Raw genomic sequence first — 14,065 nt, 5'->3', positions numbered from 1 at the left:
GATGGAATTAACGCTTGTTGAAATACACATTTACAACGATAAATACTCAGCCAAATATTGAAATATTTATTTAAAAACGTAAACATTTAAAGCAATGGAAAGACAAATGAACAAACCATTATTTATGGCTTATGCCACCCAAAAAGGCGGCGTAGGAAAAACAACTTTTACCGTATTAACGGCAAGTTACCTACATTACGAAAAGGATTTGACCGTATTGGTAGTGGATTGTGATTACCCTCAGTACAGTATCCTGCAAATGCGGGAACGGGAAATAGAAACCGTATCAAAGGACAGGCAGCTAAAAGCCCTTGCTTATGAACAGTTCACACGGTTGGATAAAAAAGCTTATCCCATTTTAAAAGCTTCGGCTGAATCAGCCATAAGTATCGTTGAAGAGTTCCTGGAACAAACAAAGGTAGTAATTGACCTTGTGTTGTTTGATGTCCCGGGAACCGTTAACACCTCGGGGATGTATAAATTACTGTCTGAAATGGATGTATTTCTTGTGCCTATAAGCGCTGACCGCGTGGTGCTGGAAAGCAGTCTTAATTTCGCAAAGGCCATTGGTGAAATGATTAAAGCCAATCCTCAAAAACAGTTGTACCTGTTCTGGAACCTTGTCGATAAGCGGGAGAAAACGGCTTTGTATGATATTTACTCCAAAGGTGTTGCAAGTTTGAAATTGCCCTTGTTAAAAACCAGGGTCCCCGATACCAAACGTTACCGAAAAGAAATACTTGGCGCCGGGCAACGCCCGTTCCGCTCCACACTGTTTCCTCCGGACAGACAAATAGCCAAAGGGAGCAATATTACAGAATTGATTGATGAAGTTACAGAAACCCTGAAATTATAAGCTATGAAAGAAGTTGATGATAACGAATTTATGAAAATGGTAGCTTCGGGTGGTGACAAGCCGACTAAAGACAAGAACCGTCCACCTGTGAATGCTTTACGAAAAGGGAAAGATGCCACAGCTCCTGGTAATAAAACATCCGATTATATCAGTTCATTTATTCAAAGGGGAAGCGAGGGTGAAAAAAGCACTATATATCTTAGTAAAGAACTGATTAGCCAGCTCAAAAATATAATGGCAACCATCGGCGGAGACAAAGCTACTTTGGGCGGTTATGTGGAAGCCATTATTGCATCACATTTTGAGCAGTACAAAGACGAAATTATCCGGCTTTTTAACGAGAACATCAAACAACCTTTTCAATCATGATAAGTATGGTTGATATTGCAGGGATTGTAATTGTGGCATTTTGCATCTTTTCGGCAGGATATTTCTTGTTGAATGGCACGAAAGGCGTAAAGACGCAGGAAACCGAAGCTGAAACACCAGAAAATAACGAAAGTATTGTTGGTATAAGCAAAACCCGGTTGGGACAATATGTCGATGGTTCCATCCAGAGGAGTGTCAACAAACGTCGTGTCATTCCACCGGAAGATATAGAGCAGGTTTTCTACACACGAGAAGAAGCCCTGCTAAATATTGACGTGGACATAGAACCCTTATATCAACCAAACGAGGAAGAAAATGAAGGGGATGAGCTTCCATTTGACGATACGGAACTTGTCCCCGTGTTGGCAACAGGGGCAAGTTTTGACGACCTGTCCGAAATGTCAGAAGCCATACAATCGCACCTGCATGAATTATCACAGGCACACATTGTAAAAGCTGCTAAAATAATCAGAACGGTAAATGAAACCGACCTGCTTAAACAGCTTATAAGCCAAGTGGAAGGCGGAGAACAAAAAGTTGCCAGTATCCTGGACAGGTGCGAGGCTGAGTTGAAAACATCAGCTAGGCAGGAATCCGAAACTGATGATGCAGAGGGGTTTGATTTAGGGAAATATTTGTGAGGTTTTTGCGGAAGGGCATAGATATAAGTTTGGCAAATAGATATGTTTTTTGCCAGTTTTATAAAGAATAGTGCTACATTTGCAACAAAAACAATTTTGGCTAAAACACTGGAACAGCATATTAACCATTACTTCCGGGAAAGTGAAAGGCTTTCCAAACAAAAGCTTGTCTCATCAATAAAGGAAGATTTTCCTCATTGGTCTGATAATACGATTAACATGTATTTATCAAAGTTGAAAAAAGAGGGAAAAATCAGCACCCCTTCAAAGGGAATTTATGAGTTGGGAAGCATATCCCTGTTCAATCCTGAAGTTTCGGGCTCTTTAAAAAAAATATACAACAAAATAAAACTGGAGTTTCCCTTCATAACTTATTGTGTATGGGACAGCGCCTGGCTGAACGATTTGATGCAACACCAGCCATTTAAACATTATTTGGTGGTTGAAGTGGAAAAAGATGCTTCCGAACACGTTTTCGGGTTTCTTAATGAAACGCTCAAAAATGTTTTTCTGAATCCAAATGAAGAAATATTTAACCGATATATCCAAAATCTGGATGATGTTGTTATTGTCAAAAATCTGGTTTCAGAAGCTCCTTTAATAGAAACACACAAAATAGTCATTCCGGCTTTGGAAAAACTTTTGGTTGACATGTTGGCTGATACAAACCTCTTTTCTGCACAGCAAAACGAAACAAGGTTTATTATGAAGACAGCAATGGAGAAGTTTGCAATAAACAAATTGAAGATGAAACGTTATGCCCTTCGCAGGAATAGGGAGAGTGAAGTTGAAAAACTGATAAATATAGGTTTGGCAAAAAAAGACTAATTATGCCAAAATTATACATGCAATGATAGATAAAAAATCACATACAATAGAATGGATTACCAGCCTGAGAGGCAGGTTGGGGAAACGCATTGACCCAAAACTGATTGAAAAAGTAATTTATGCGCTGACCTTTCTGGAACAACTGCGGCAGAACGGTTTGGAATTTGTTTTTAAAGGAGGGACCGCATTGCTGTTGGCAACTGAGACCCCAAAACGATTTTCGATAGATATTGATGTTATTACCTTGGAGCACGAAAGCAAAATCAGGGACATTCTCGATAAGATATGCGGATTGGATATGTTTATCCGCTGGGAAGACGACAACGACAGGAAACATACCCCCGGCGCACCGGTCGGGCATTTCAAAATGTTTTATAAAAGTGTTGTTGATGGGCGAGAAGAACCGGTTTTGCTGGATTTATTGTACGCCCCTAACCCGTATCCCCAAACACGGGAATACCCTTTAAAACACAGTTGGCTGGCAACTTCAGGTGAGAATACAATGGTTGTTTTGCCTACGTTTGAAGCAATCCTGGGGGATAAACTAACCGCATTTGCACCAAAAACAACCGGTATCCTGTACTCCAAGAACCGTCCTGTGGAAATCATAAAACAGCTATACGATATTGCGTTTCTGTTTGACAGGATAACCGACCTTGATGTAGTCAGGAACAGTTATTCAAAAGTAGTTCAGGAAGAAATTGGCTACCGAAACCTGGAAATAAATACAGATGAAGTATTAAAGGACACCAGAGAAACCTGTTATACACTCGTCGAAAGGAACTTAAAATCGGACGAATTCAATCACCTGCAACTTGGAATTAAAAACTTTACAAATTTTACGATTGAGCGTTTTGCAATAGATGAAGCCATAACAGCTGCAGCGAAAGTGGCCTACCTGACTACCTTATTAAATAACGGGAAAAACCAAAAAATAGAAAGGTTTAAAAATCCGTTGGAAATCAGGGAATGGCTCATAGAAGGCCAGGAATTCAACAAGCTCAACAAATTAAAAAAGACCAATGCCGAAGCTTTCTTTTATTGGCATAAGAGCTTGAGCAAAGCTTAAAATAAAAGGATTACAAAGAACTTTTTACCCAAACCATTTTTTCTTTTATCATCTGCTTATCTGTTTCCACTTCCCTCGGACAAAAAACGACAAGTAGGGACACCTTAACCACACCCAAAGAATGCCTTTCAATTTAACCATAGGTTTGCGCAAGTATTAACCGCCGGGGCAGGTTTTGCCCGGCATAAAATTGCAAACAAATGGTAAAAAAAGTAATCTCATTTTTCGTATTTCTCCTCTCGTGGGTCAGCCTTATGGCCCAGGGGGATGGTAGCGCCGGTATTGCGGAAGCTACACAGATGGTCACCTCGTACTTTGACCCGGCCACTAAATTGATTTATGCCATTGGCGCCGTTGTCGGCCTAATTGGAGGCGTAAAAGTTTACAACAAATTTTCCAGCGGGGACCCGGACACTTCAAAAGTTGCAGCTTCGTGGTTCGGGGCGTGTATTTTCCTGATTGTGGCAGCCACCATTTTAAGGTCGTTTTTCCTGTAAGCCATGGCAGAATTCACAATTAACAAAGGCATAAACAAGCCTGTCGAATTTAAGGGGCTGAAAAGCCAGTACCTGTTCATCTTTGCCGGTGGGCTGCTCGGTATCATCATCCTTTTTATGGTGATGTACATGAGCGGTGTGCCACAAACCGTATGTATCGGGTTCGCTGTAATTACAGCCCCGTTGCTTATCTGGCAAACTTTTTCCCTTAACAGGAAATATGGCACACACGGGCTGATGAAACTACAGTCTGTAAAACGTTACCCCCGCAGGTTAATAAACCGGCGAAGGGTACTGAAACTGCTAAGCCGTGCCAGGTAAAAACAATCACCTTAAAATTACATTCATCCAAATGAGAAGTATTTTAAAAAAAAGTACACTGGAACAAAAATTCCCGCTGCTGGCGGTAGAAAACGGGTGTATCCTTTCTAAAGACGCGGATATTACTGTTGTCTTCAGGGTACGCCTGCCCGAGCTCTTTACTGTCAGCGCTGCGGGATATGAAACACTACACTCTGCGTGGTGCAAGGCCCTGAAAGTACTACCCGATTATTCAATTGTCTTGAAACAGGACTGGTTCTGTAAGGAAAATTATGCTCCGGAAATACCGGAGTCAAAAGAAATATCCTTCCTTTCACGAAGTTTCCAGAGGCATTTTAACGAACGCCCTTTCCTGAACCACTACTGCTATCTGATGCTGACAAAAACGACCAAAGAACGGTCAAGGCAGCAAAGCACGTTTAACAGCCTTGCCCGCGGGTTCATCGTCCCCAAAGAGGTTAGCGACAAAGAAACTGCAAACCGGTTCCTGGATGCGGTAAGCCAGTTTGAACGCATCATAAACGATTGCGGAATAATGAAATTGGAACGGCTTTCCACGGCGGAGATTGCCGGGACGGAAAAAGAGAGCGGCATTATCGAAAAATACCTTGCCCTTACCCAGTACAACAATCCGGAATTAAAGGATATGCGTATCGACCCCGCAGAAATGCATATCGGGGACAATGCCCTTTGTTTGCACACCCTTTCGAATGTGGGCGATTTGCCGGGGAAAGTAGCCACAGACTGCCGGTATGAACGTCTCTCAACTGACAGGAGCAGTTGCCGCCTGTCTTTTGCATCACCCGTAGGGCTGCTTTTATCCTGTAACCACATCTATAACCAGTTTGTGTTTATTGACAACCATGAGGAAAACCTGAAACGGTTTGAAAAGATGGGGCGCAACATGCAATCACTGGCCCGGTACGGACGGGGCAACCTTGTGAACAAGGAATGGATTGATTTGTACCTGAACGAAGCGCACGCCCGGGGGCTGGTTTCCGTACGCGCCCACTTTAACGTGATGGCGTGGTCTGACAACCCGCAGGAACTAAAAATGATAAAAAACAATGTGGGCTCACAAATCTCCCTAATGGGGTGCCAGCCGCGCCACAACACCGTAGATGTCCCGACCCTTTACTGGTCGGGCATCCCCGGCAATGCAGCAGACTTTCCGGCAGAGGAAAGCTTTTATACATTCATCGAACAAGCCTGTTGCTTTTTTACAGGGGAAACCAATTACCAAAGTTCCCCGTCGCCGTTCGGGATTAAAATGGTCGACCGGAATACCGGGAAACCATTGCACGTGGATATTTCCGATTTGCCGATGAAAAAAGGGATTATCACCAACCGGAACAAGTTTATCCTTGGCCCGTCAGGAAGCGGGAAATCCTTTTTTACCAATCACATGGTCAGGCAATATTTTGAACAGGACACGCATATTTTACTCGTGGATACCGGGAACAGCTATAAAGGGTTGTGTGATTTAATCCGCTATAAAACGAAGGGCGAAGACGGGGTTTATTTTACCTATACCGAAGACAGCCCGGTTGCTTTTAACCCGTTTTATACCGATGACCGGGTGTTTGACATTGAAAAAAGGGAATCCATCAAAACACTTATCCTGACCCTTTGGAAAAAAGACAGCGAAGTTCCTACCCGGGCGGAAGAAGTAGCTTTGTCCAATGCTGTGAACAGCTTTATCCGGCTTATAAAGAAAGACATCGGTACCATTCCCTCATTTAATACCTTTTATGAATTTGTCAGGGAGGATTACCGGAAAGAACTGCATTCAAAAAATGTCCGCGAAAAGGATTTTGACGTGGATAATTTCCTGAACGTACTCGAACCCTATTACAAAGGGGGCGAATATGATTTTCTGCTGAACTCGGACAAGCAACTGGATTTGCTCAACAAACGTTTTATCGTGTTTGAGCTGGACAATATCCGCGACCACAAGGTACTGCTCCCTATTGTGACCATTATCATCATGGAAACTTTCATTAATAAAATGAGGAGATTGAAAGGTATCCGCAAGATGATATTGATTGAAGAATGTTGGAAGGCACTGACTTCTGCCAACATGAGCGAGTACATCCGGTACCTGTTTAAAACCGTCCGAAAATACTTCGGCGAAGCTGTAGTGGTCACCCAGGAAGTAGATGACATTATCAGTTCTCCCATTGTAAAGGAAAGTATTATCAATAATTCGGATTGCAAAATACTGCTTGACCAACGCAAGTATATGAACAAGTTTGATGCGATACAGGAACTGCTTGGGCTTACCGAAAAAGAACGTGACCAGATTCTGTCCATCAACATGGACAATGACCCCAGCCGGAAATACAAGGAAGTATGGATTGGATTGGGCGGGGTTCAATCTGCCGTCTATGCCACAGAAGTTTCTGCGCAGGAATATTTTACATACACAACCGAAGAAACTGAAAAGCTCGAACTCACCCGCCTGACTGAAAAGCTGGGCGGGAACATTGAAATGGCCATCAAACAACTGGCTGAAAGCAAACAAGAAACTTTTGCACATTAACAACTAAAACATAATAGTATGAGAACAAGATTAATAATAGCAGGACTGCTTATCGTGCTTGGCACAACCGGGCTGAAAGCACAGTTTGTCGTTACTGACCCTTTAAGTATTGCGCAAGGTGTTATCAATTCTGCCAACGAAATTGTGCAGACTTCAAGCACGGTTTCCAACGTAATAAAAAATTTTCAGGAAGTGAAAAAGGTTTACCAGCAGGGGAAGGAGTATTATGACAAACTTAAAGCCGTGAACGACCTTGTAAAAGACGCCTATAAAGTGCAACAAACGTTAATTATGATTGGTGAAATTTCCGATATCTACGTCAGCTCTTTTGAGTTGATGTTACAGGATGAATATTACACCGCAGAGGAGCTGGGAGCAATTGCATTTGGATATACCAAACTATTGGAGGAAGGGGCAGCTACCCTCAAAGAGATGAAAGATGTCATCAACAGTACCGGCCTTTCCATGACCGATAAAGAGCGAATGGATATTGTTGACCGGTGCTATAACGCAGTGAAACATTACCGGAACCTCACCCGGTACTATACCAACAAGAATATTTCCATCTCCCTTATCCGGGCAGAGCAGGAAGGTGATAAAGCCCGGATATTGGCGCTTTACGGGAATGCAGAAGACCGGTACTGGTAAAATTTAAGCCTATGGATACATTTGATAATTTACACCAGGCACTACGGGTGCTTTATACCGAAATGATGCCCCTTTGTTCGGATATGACCGCAGTGGCCAAAGGCATTGCCGGGCTGGGCGCCTTGTTTTACGTAGCTTACCGGGTATGGCAGTCGCTTGCACGGGCGGAACCGATTGACGTTTACCCGCTGCTCCGCCCTTTTGCCATTGGCCTGTGCATCCTGTTTTTTCCCACCATTGTGCTTGGAACAATGAATGCGGTGTTAAGCCCAATCGTGAGGGGGACAAACAGCATACTGGAATCACAGGTGCTTGACCTGGAAAAATTGAAAAAGGACAAGGACACGATTGAACGGGAGAAAATGCTGAGGAACCCGGACGAAGCCTACTTAGTGAGCGATGAAGCATTTGATAAGGCCATCGATGAACTGGGATGGGGACCAAAAGACCTTGTTACCATCGCCGGAATGTATGCCGAGCGAAGTTGGTACAACCTGAAAAAGTCTATTCAGGAGGCTTTTCTCAATCTGTTGGAACTTATATTCCAGGCTGCCGCTTTGGTAATAGACTGTCTGCGGACTTTCTTCTTAATTGTACTGTCCATCCTCGGGCCAATCGCATTTGCATTCAGCGTTTATGACGGTTTTCAGAACACCCTCGTTACCTGGCTTACGCGGTACATCAGTATTTATCTCTGGCTACCGGTGGCCGATATTTTTTCTTCCGTACTGGCTAAGCTTCAGGCATTGATGATTCAAAAGGATATTGCAGAGATGGCTGCCGACCCAAACTATATCCCGCAGGGAACTGACGGGGTGTATATAACCTTTATGCTTATTGGCATTGTCGGGTACTTTACCATCCCCAGTGTGGCCGGGTGGATTGTACAGGCCGGTGGAATGGGGAATTATGGCCGCAATGTGAACCAAGCGGCAACTAAAGGCGCTGCATTTGTCGGTGGGGCGGCAGGGGCGGCTGCCGGGAATATTGCAGGGAAAATATTAAAACAATAAACGAATCATTTATAACTATGGAGTTTAAACCTTTAAAGAATATCGAGAGCAGTTTTAAGCTGATACGACTGTTCGCCATCATCTTTGTTTGCGCCAGTACAGTTGTTACTGTTTATGCAGTCTGGAGTTCGTACAGCTATGCTGAGGCCCAGCGTCAAAAAATTTATGTGCTCGACCAGGGTAAATCCCTGATACTGGCCCTTTCGCAGGATTTGGCGCAAAACCGGCCCGTGGAGGCCAAAGACCATGTCAGGCGTTTTCATGAACTGTTTTTTACACTTTCGCCTGATAAGGATGCCATTGAACACAACATCAACCGGGCCCTTTACCTTTCGGACAAAAGCGCTTTTACCAATTATAAAGATTTGGTAGAAAGCGGGTACTATAACCGGGTAATTTCAGGTAACGTCACCCAACGGATATGGATTGACAGCATTTCCTGCAACTTCAGCAATTATCCTTATGAAGCTACGGTTTATGCTCGGCAGCACATTATTCGGGAAACTACGGTTACGGAGCGCAGGCTGGTTACTTCCTGCCGGTTGCGCAATACTTCGCGCAGCGATAATAACCCGCACGGGTTTATCATTGAAAACTTCAATATAAAAGAAAATGAAGACATGTCAACATGGGACAGATAGTATTCCTGTAAAGGATGGAATATCCGGTATCAGGACCGCTTTTCAGTGCAGGTTAAAGAACGCTTGTCAAAAACTTACCCAAAAGCAACGCAGGGTTACCGTTTGGGCTTTGCTTATTGGGTTTACCGTTTTGGTTTTTGTTGCCGTTTCGGATATTTTCAGAAATGGGGCAAAGCTTTCAGAACCAAAGCATATTGTTCCATTAAAAATACTGGATGTTAGTTCAAAAGACACGGTTTTACATAAAATTACAAACAATGAAAGAGAACAACAATAAAACGGGGCAGCGCAAAGTGCTGCCCCCGGAACAACTGCAAAAGCGCAAAAAGATGGTCATTTTCCCGCTCATGTTCGCGGCTTTCGCAGTGGCAATGTATTTTATTTTTATGCCTTCATCTCAGGAAGGAGATGAAAAGCAAGGGCTGAACACCGATTTACCGATACCAAAAAACGAAATCATCGGGGACAAAAAAACTGCCTACGAGATGGAACTTTTCGAGCAAAAGAAAAACTGGCAAACATTGTCCCTCGAAGATTACGGCATTAAGCCTGACACGGTAAAAAGCAGGATTATCACGAGTAGTACCGGGGGTTATACCTCACAAAAAGCGCCGGAATCTTCCATTCGTTCATCGGCTGAAGCTTACAAAAAAGTCAGCAGCGACCTAAACACCTTTTACAACGAGCAGCAGGTAAGCTCGCGGGAAAAAGAACTGGAAAAGCAGGTTGAAATGTTACAGGACGAATTGGAAGAAAAAGAAAACACGGACAGTGTCAGCCGGGTGGACCAACAGCTCAAATTAATGGAGGAAAGTTACAAGATGGCTGCCAAATATATGCCACAGGGACAGGTACAACAATTGGAGCAACATCAGGATCAGGATTTAGTACCGGAACCTCTCCTGAAAGAATCCAGGAACATTGTCCCGGTTGCTAAATTGGGAATCAATGAAACAAGCGCCCTTCTGCAACAAGTGGAAGATTCCGTTTTTTTGAACAGATATTCCCAACCTGTGAATACCGGCTTTTACACGGCAGGTGGGAACCTTGTTAAGGTTTCCCCAAATACAGTTAAAGCCTGTATCCATAATGACCAGGTAATTGTTTCAGGCCAAAATGTAAAAATACGTTTGCTGGAACCAGTAAAGGCAGGTGGGATAATCGTCCCTGTGAACGAAATGGTTACCGGGATTGCTGTTATCCAAGGCGAACGGTTGAATATTACCATCAGTTCACTGGAATACAGGGGCAGGATAATCCCGGTGGAAATTTCGGTATATGATACGGACGGGCAGTCGGGAATTTTTATTCCCGGCTCTGTGGAAACCACAGCCCTGAAAGAGGTTGCCGCTTCAATGGGACAAGGGGCAGGGACGAGCATCAGCATTAACCAGGGGACAACAGCCGGGCAGCAACTGGCTGCCGATGTGGGCCGGGGTTTTATACAGGGGGCTTCGCAGTATGTTTCAAAAAAACTTCGGACACCTAAAGTCACCATTAAAGCCGGACACCGCCTGTTGTTAATGCCTTCCAATTAAAAATCAAATTATTTAACTCAAAAATCCATCAACATGAAACAGTTATTTTTCACATTTGTATTTTTTGCAACCGTGACATTATCACCGTTTGCCCAAAACAGTTTTACAAAAGTTATCTCAAAAGACAGGGTAATCCCGTCGTATTACATGGAGGTGACTTTTGACAAAACCGTTCATTTGATTTTTCCTTCGGGTGTTACTTATATCGACCTGGGTTCATCCAGCATTATTGCCGATAAAGCGGATGGTGCTGAAAATGTGGTCAGGGTAAAAGCAGCCATTAAAGGTTTTAAAGAAGAAACCAACTTTTCGGTGATTACCGATGAAGGCAGTTTTTATTCATTTATTGTGAATTATTCAGAAAACCCGGAAAAGTTAAATATTGAAATGAAAGATTTTCTTCACAATGAAAAATTGGGCAATGAGCCGGAAAATTCAGTCGAAGTTTATCTTTCTGAATTAGGAAACGAGTCGCCCCAAGCTGTTCAAATGGCAATGGAAAAAATCTATAAAACGAACCGAAAGAAGGTCAAACATGTAAATAGCAAACAGTTTGGCATTGAATTCCAATTCCGTGGAATTTTCAGCCACAACGGCTTGTTGTTTTTACATACTGAAATTAAGAATACCACTGACATTCCCTTTGATATTGATTTTCTTGTTTTCAAAATAGTCGATAAAAGGGTGATTAAACGAATGGCTATACAGGAAACTGTGATAGAACCTGTACGGGCTTACAATTACCTGACCTCAGTAAAGGGAAAAGAAGCAGAAAGTACCGTTTTTACATTTCGGAAATTTACTATCCCTGATAAAAAACAACTGGTTGTTGAGCTGTTCGAAAAGAATGGGGGAAGGCACCAGCGGTTTGTGGTGAAGAACGGGGATTTAGTGAAAGCTCAACCATGCAGATAACTGTGACCGTATCTTTTCCTTTTTGTGGGGTTAACACGAAAGGCAACTGCCGGGTTGCCTTTCGTTAATTTATAGGGGACGCTACATTTCCCCTTTATCAGCGAGCGAATAAAATGATTCACTGGTGAAAATAATGTGGTCTAAAACAGGAAGGTCAAGTATTTTACCAATTTCAACAATTTTTTTTGTAATCTTGAAATCTGCATCACTTGCCACCAGGTTACCGCTCGGGTGGTTGTGCATGAGCACTATTGAGCTTGAGTTACATTTTAGGGCAGTTTGAAATATCAGCTTTGGGTCAACAACAACTCCTGACAAACCGCCAGTGAACATGTTTGAGATTCCAAGTACGCGGTTTGCCCTCGATAAAAGCAATATTTTAAACGATTCGCGGTGGTCGATATCTATAATCCAGGAAGGATAAACCAAATCATATACATCTTTTGAGCAAGTGATTTGGGGTAAATCCATTAGTTTTGATTTACGGGAGTATGAAACTGTAATTTCATTAAGCGAAAATAAATTAGTCATTGAAGTTACCCATGCCTTTGGGATTTATTTGGGCTTCCGGCACGCCATTAAATTTTGGCGTACCCCATTGAGCCTGACGGATACTTGTCAAGGGTGCATGTCAGTTTGTTTTTCGTTCCTCAAAACAAACTGAACGCATCCAAAGGACGGCTGACAATATAAAACGAACAATATCAGCCGCCCTTGACTTTTCCGGACGGCGATGAATAACTTGGCCAAAAGTTTAATGGATTGTATTAGTAAGGTAGGCTTTAAGGATTATCTCTAATGAATTACCTCTTGTTAACTTTAAAAAGGCACAAGGGACAGGTAAGCTGGAAAATGATTAAATTGTTACATATTTATGTAATTTCAACTCTAATAAACAAGATGTTACTTATTTAAAGAACAGGGACAAATTCCTTATCGTCCGTATTGGAAATGCAATCAATCCGGCAAACAAGGAAAAGACCGCCATTATAACGAAATAAAGCAGCCATCCCAGCACCGGCAGAAAAAGAAATATCTGTGGCGTTATTCGTGTTAGGGTTTTCCATCCGGCCACAATGCCAAGCCCCATATAAATTAAGAAAAAATGGCTTTCCCAGAAACTGTCAGGGGTTTTATAAGTATCATTGACCAGCAGGTCAAGGATAATGCCTACGGGCAAACCTATTAAAAGAGTCAAGATTACCTCAGTTACAGCTGCCCTTTTTTGCTTTTGCCGGGAAACCGAAAAACAATCCGGGCAAATTGGTTTTGAAAACTTATTGGTACAATCAACGCACAATCCTTTGCCACAAACCTGGCATTGTGATACGGCACTTTCGGATGGATGGTTAATGCAGTTCATTGACAATTGAAAACTATTAAGTGGTTTAAAGTTACATAAAATCTTTCTATACCAAAGAAATTAATGAATCCTGAGATAGTTATTTTTCTTCGTTTTGATAGTTAAAGTTTGAGTTTCTTCTTCTGTGTCTCTGCGTTCATAAAACTCAATACAGCATCATAATCTTCAACCAAAAAGTTCGATACTTCTCCGGTTGGGTTCACTTAGTCAATTTGGCTTCACAGAGGTATGATTTGTCTTCATTCCTCTGTTTTTATTTAAATTCAGTTCCAATAATCCTATTCACGAAATATTTTCATATCAGATATTTCTTTATTCGACAAAAGTGAGTTGAAATGAAACAATCTACTTTTGTTAAAAATGGATTTTATAACAAATATCCCATAGAGCTCCCATCACATTTCCTTTTTCAATAGCACTGGTTGATTCGTTGTAGAAATACCCGGATTCTCCTGTGTAAAGACCAATGTTCAGTCCTTTTAATGCAATTTCGTGAGAGACTTTTCTGCGGTTTATCCGGTAACTAACCGTGAGGTCTCCACTTATAAAAGGGTCGTATTGTTTACTGAAAGCTTTTGAATCATCCAGCTTTATTTCATGGCTTATTTCTGACAGTATTTCATCAATAGGCGTATAACGTTCTCCACCCTGGCAAGTCAACCTTAAATTCAGTCCAAAGCGGTTATTTTTGCTCCGCCCGGCGAGCCACTCTTTTCCCCACACACCATTAAAAGTAAAAAACCACGCCCAGAGGACGTGGCTTTGGGATAACCCCTGGAAGGGGATGAAAATACCTTTACCCTCAGAGAAGGTAAAAGCTTGTT

General features: G+C 42.4%; 16 protein-coding genes. 14 read left to right on the top strand and 2 right to left on the bottom strand.

Going from position 1 to position 14,065, the window contains the following annotated elements:
* Positions 1–106 precede the first annotated feature (106 nt).
* The 14 genes from BUC07_RS17490 (at position 107) to traN (ending at position 11,878) form a co-directional block, all read left to right on the top strand.
* A complete protein-coding gene (locus tag BUC07_RS17490) occupies positions 107–856 on the top strand; it encodes a ParA family protein (protein WP_073172799.1) in 750 nt (249 codons plus the stop codon).
* A 3-nt stretch (positions 857–859) separates the two neighbouring features.
* Positions 860–1,225 (top strand): DUF3408 domain-containing protein, encoded by a 366-nt coding sequence (locus BUC07_RS17485; protein ID WP_073172743.1) that lies wholly within the window; start codon positions 860–862, stop codon positions 1,223–1,225.
* A gap of 5 nt (positions 1,226–1,230) precedes the next feature.
* Positions 1,231–1,866: a hypothetical protein gene (locus BUC07_RS17480; protein ID WP_139279632.1), complete on the top strand. Its 636-nt coding sequence runs from the start codon at positions 1,231–1,233 to the stop codon at positions 1,864–1,866.
* Between the two features lie 219 nt (positions 1,867–2,085).
* The gene (locus BUC07_RS17475) at positions 2,086–2,694 is read left to right on the top strand and encodes a DUF6577 family protein (protein ID WP_217652729.1); all 609 of its coding nucleotides are present in this window, start codon (positions 2,086–2,088) and stop codon (positions 2,692–2,694) included.
* 22 nt (positions 2,695–2,716) lie between these two features.
* Positions 2,717–3,763: a nucleotidyl transferase AbiEii/AbiGii toxin family protein gene (locus tag BUC07_RS17470; RefSeq protein ID WP_073172737.1), complete on the top strand. Its 1,047-nt coding sequence runs from the start codon at positions 2,717–2,719 to the stop codon at positions 3,761–3,763.
* Positions 3,764–3,963: 200 nt separating this feature from the next.
* A complete protein-coding gene (locus BUC07_RS17465; RefSeq protein WP_073172735.1) occupies positions 3,964–4,260 on the top strand; it encodes a DUF4134 domain-containing protein in 297 nt (98 codons plus the stop codon).
* Positions 4,261–4,263: 3 nt separating this feature from the next.
* Positions 4,264–4,581, top strand: coding sequence for a DUF4133 domain-containing protein (locus tag BUC07_RS17460; RefSeq protein ID WP_073172732.1), 318 nt, complete (start codon positions 4,264–4,266; stop codon positions 4,579–4,581).
* A gap of 31 nt (positions 4,582–4,612) precedes the next feature.
* Positions 4,613–7,123, top strand: a complete 2,511-nt coding sequence (locus tag BUC07_RS17455) for a TraG family conjugative transposon ATPase (protein WP_073172729.1) — start codon at positions 4,613–4,615, stop codon at positions 7,121–7,123.
* 18 nt (positions 7,124–7,141) lie between these two features.
* Entirely contained in the window at positions 7,142–7,771 is a 630-nt protein-coding gene (locus BUC07_RS17450) for a DUF4141 domain-containing protein (protein WP_073172726.1), read from the top strand.
* Between the two features lie 11 nt (positions 7,772–7,782).
* The gene (gene traJ / locus BUC07_RS17445; protein WP_073172724.1) at positions 7,783–8,784 is read left to right on the top strand and encodes a conjugative transposon protein TraJ; all 1,002 of its coding nucleotides are present in this window, start codon (positions 7,783–7,785) and stop codon (positions 8,782–8,784) included.
* A 17-nt stretch (positions 8,785–8,801) separates the two neighbouring features.
* Positions 8,802–9,425, top strand: a complete 624-nt coding sequence (traK, locus tag BUC07_RS17440; protein WP_073172721.1) for a conjugative transposon protein TraK — start codon at positions 8,802–8,804, stop codon at positions 9,423–9,425.
* The gene (locus tag BUC07_RS20730) at positions 9,397–9,702 is read left to right on the top strand and encodes a TraL conjugative transposon family protein (RefSeq protein ID WP_139279631.1); all 306 of its coding nucleotides are present in this window, start codon (positions 9,397–9,399) and stop codon (positions 9,700–9,702) included. Before traK ends, BUC07_RS20730 begins: the two co-directional genes overlap by 29 nt.
* On the top strand, positions 9,683–10,963 hold the full coding sequence (gene traM, locus BUC07_RS17435; protein WP_175552561.1) for a conjugative transposon protein TraM: 1,281 nt from the start codon (positions 9,683–9,685) through the stop codon (positions 10,961–10,963). The genes BUC07_RS20730 and traM overlap by 20 nt, the downstream gene beginning before the upstream one ends.
* A 33-nt stretch (positions 10,964–10,996) precedes the next feature.
* A complete protein-coding gene (traN, locus tag BUC07_RS17430; protein ID WP_073172714.1) occupies positions 10,997–11,878 on the top strand; it encodes a conjugative transposon protein TraN in 882 nt (293 codons plus the stop codon).
* A gap of 81 nt (positions 11,879–11,959) precedes the next feature.
* Here traN and BUC07_RS17425 read toward each other — a convergent pair whose 3' ends face one another.
* Positions 11,960–12,349 (bottom strand): JAB domain-containing protein, encoded by a 390-nt coding sequence (locus tag BUC07_RS17425; RefSeq protein ID WP_217652728.1) that lies wholly within the window; start codon positions 12,347–12,349, stop codon positions 11,960–11,962.
* A 1,246-nt stretch (positions 12,350–13,595) separates the two neighbouring features.
* A partial coding sequence (locus BUC07_RS20995; RefSeq protein WP_217652727.1) for a hypothetical protein occupies positions 13,596–14,065 on the bottom strand: 470 nt, incomplete at its 5' end.

Origin of the sequence: Tangfeifania diversioriginum, from assembly GCF_900141875.1 — a bacterium.
In the GTDB taxonomy this organism is placed as follows: domain Bacteria; phylum Bacteroidota; class Bacteroidia; order Bacteroidales; family Prolixibacteraceae; genus Tangfeifania; species Tangfeifania diversioriginum.
Note: the sequence above shows the minus strand (reverse complement) of the source record. Positions and strands in the feature narration are given on the sequence as shown.

Bases quoted from the DNA above. Each gene is read 5' to 3' on its own strand.
- BUC07_RS17490 (WP_073172799.1), top strand. From the start codon at position 107: ATGAACAAACCATTATTTATGGCTTATGCCACCCAAAAAGGCGGCGTA.
- BUC07_RS17485 (WP_073172743.1), top strand. From the start codon at position 860: ATGAAAGAAGTTGATGATAACGAATTTATGAAAATGGTAGCTTCGGGT.
- BUC07_RS17480 (WP_139279632.1), top strand. From the start codon at position 1,231: ATGGTTGATATTGCAGGGATTGTAATTGTGGCATTTTGCATCTTTTCG.
- BUC07_RS17475 (WP_217652729.1), top strand. From the start codon at position 2,086: ATGTATTTATCAAAGTTGAAAAAAGAGGGAAAAATCAGCACCCCTTCA.
- BUC07_RS17470 (WP_073172737.1), top strand. From the start codon at position 2,717: ATGATAGATAAAAAATCACATACAATAGAATGGATTACCAGCCTGAGA.
- BUC07_RS17465 (WP_073172735.1), top strand. From the start codon at position 3,964: ATGGTAAAAAAAGTAATCTCATTTTTCGTATTTCTCCTCTCGTGGGTC.
- BUC07_RS17460 (WP_073172732.1), top strand. From the start codon at position 4,264: ATGGCAGAATTCACAATTAACAAAGGCATAAACAAGCCTGTCGAATTT.
- BUC07_RS17455 (WP_073172729.1), top strand. From the start codon at position 4,613: ATGAGAAGTATTTTAAAAAAAAGTACACTGGAACAAAAATTCCCGCTG.
- BUC07_RS17450 (WP_073172726.1), top strand. From the start codon at position 7,142: ATGAGAACAAGATTAATAATAGCAGGACTGCTTATCGTGCTTGGCACA.
- traJ (WP_073172724.1), top strand. From the start codon at position 7,783: ATGGATACATTTGATAATTTACACCAGGCACTACGGGTGCTTTATACC.
- traK (WP_073172721.1), top strand. From the start codon at position 8,802: ATGGAGTTTAAACCTTTAAAGAATATCGAGAGCAGTTTTAAGCTGATA.
- BUC07_RS20730 (WP_139279631.1), top strand. From the start codon at position 9,397: ATGAAGACATGTCAACATGGGACAGATAGTATTCCTGTAAAGGATGGA.
- traM (WP_175552561.1), top strand. From the start codon at position 9,683: ATGAAAGAGAACAACAATAAAACGGGGCAGCGCAAAGTGCTGCCCCCG.
- traN (WP_073172714.1), top strand. From the start codon at position 10,997: ATGAAACAGTTATTTTTCACATTTGTATTTTTTGCAACCGTGACATTA.
- BUC07_RS17425 (WP_217652728.1), bottom strand. From the start codon at position 12,349: ATGGATTTACCCCAAATCACTTGCTCAAAAGATGTATATGATTTGGTT.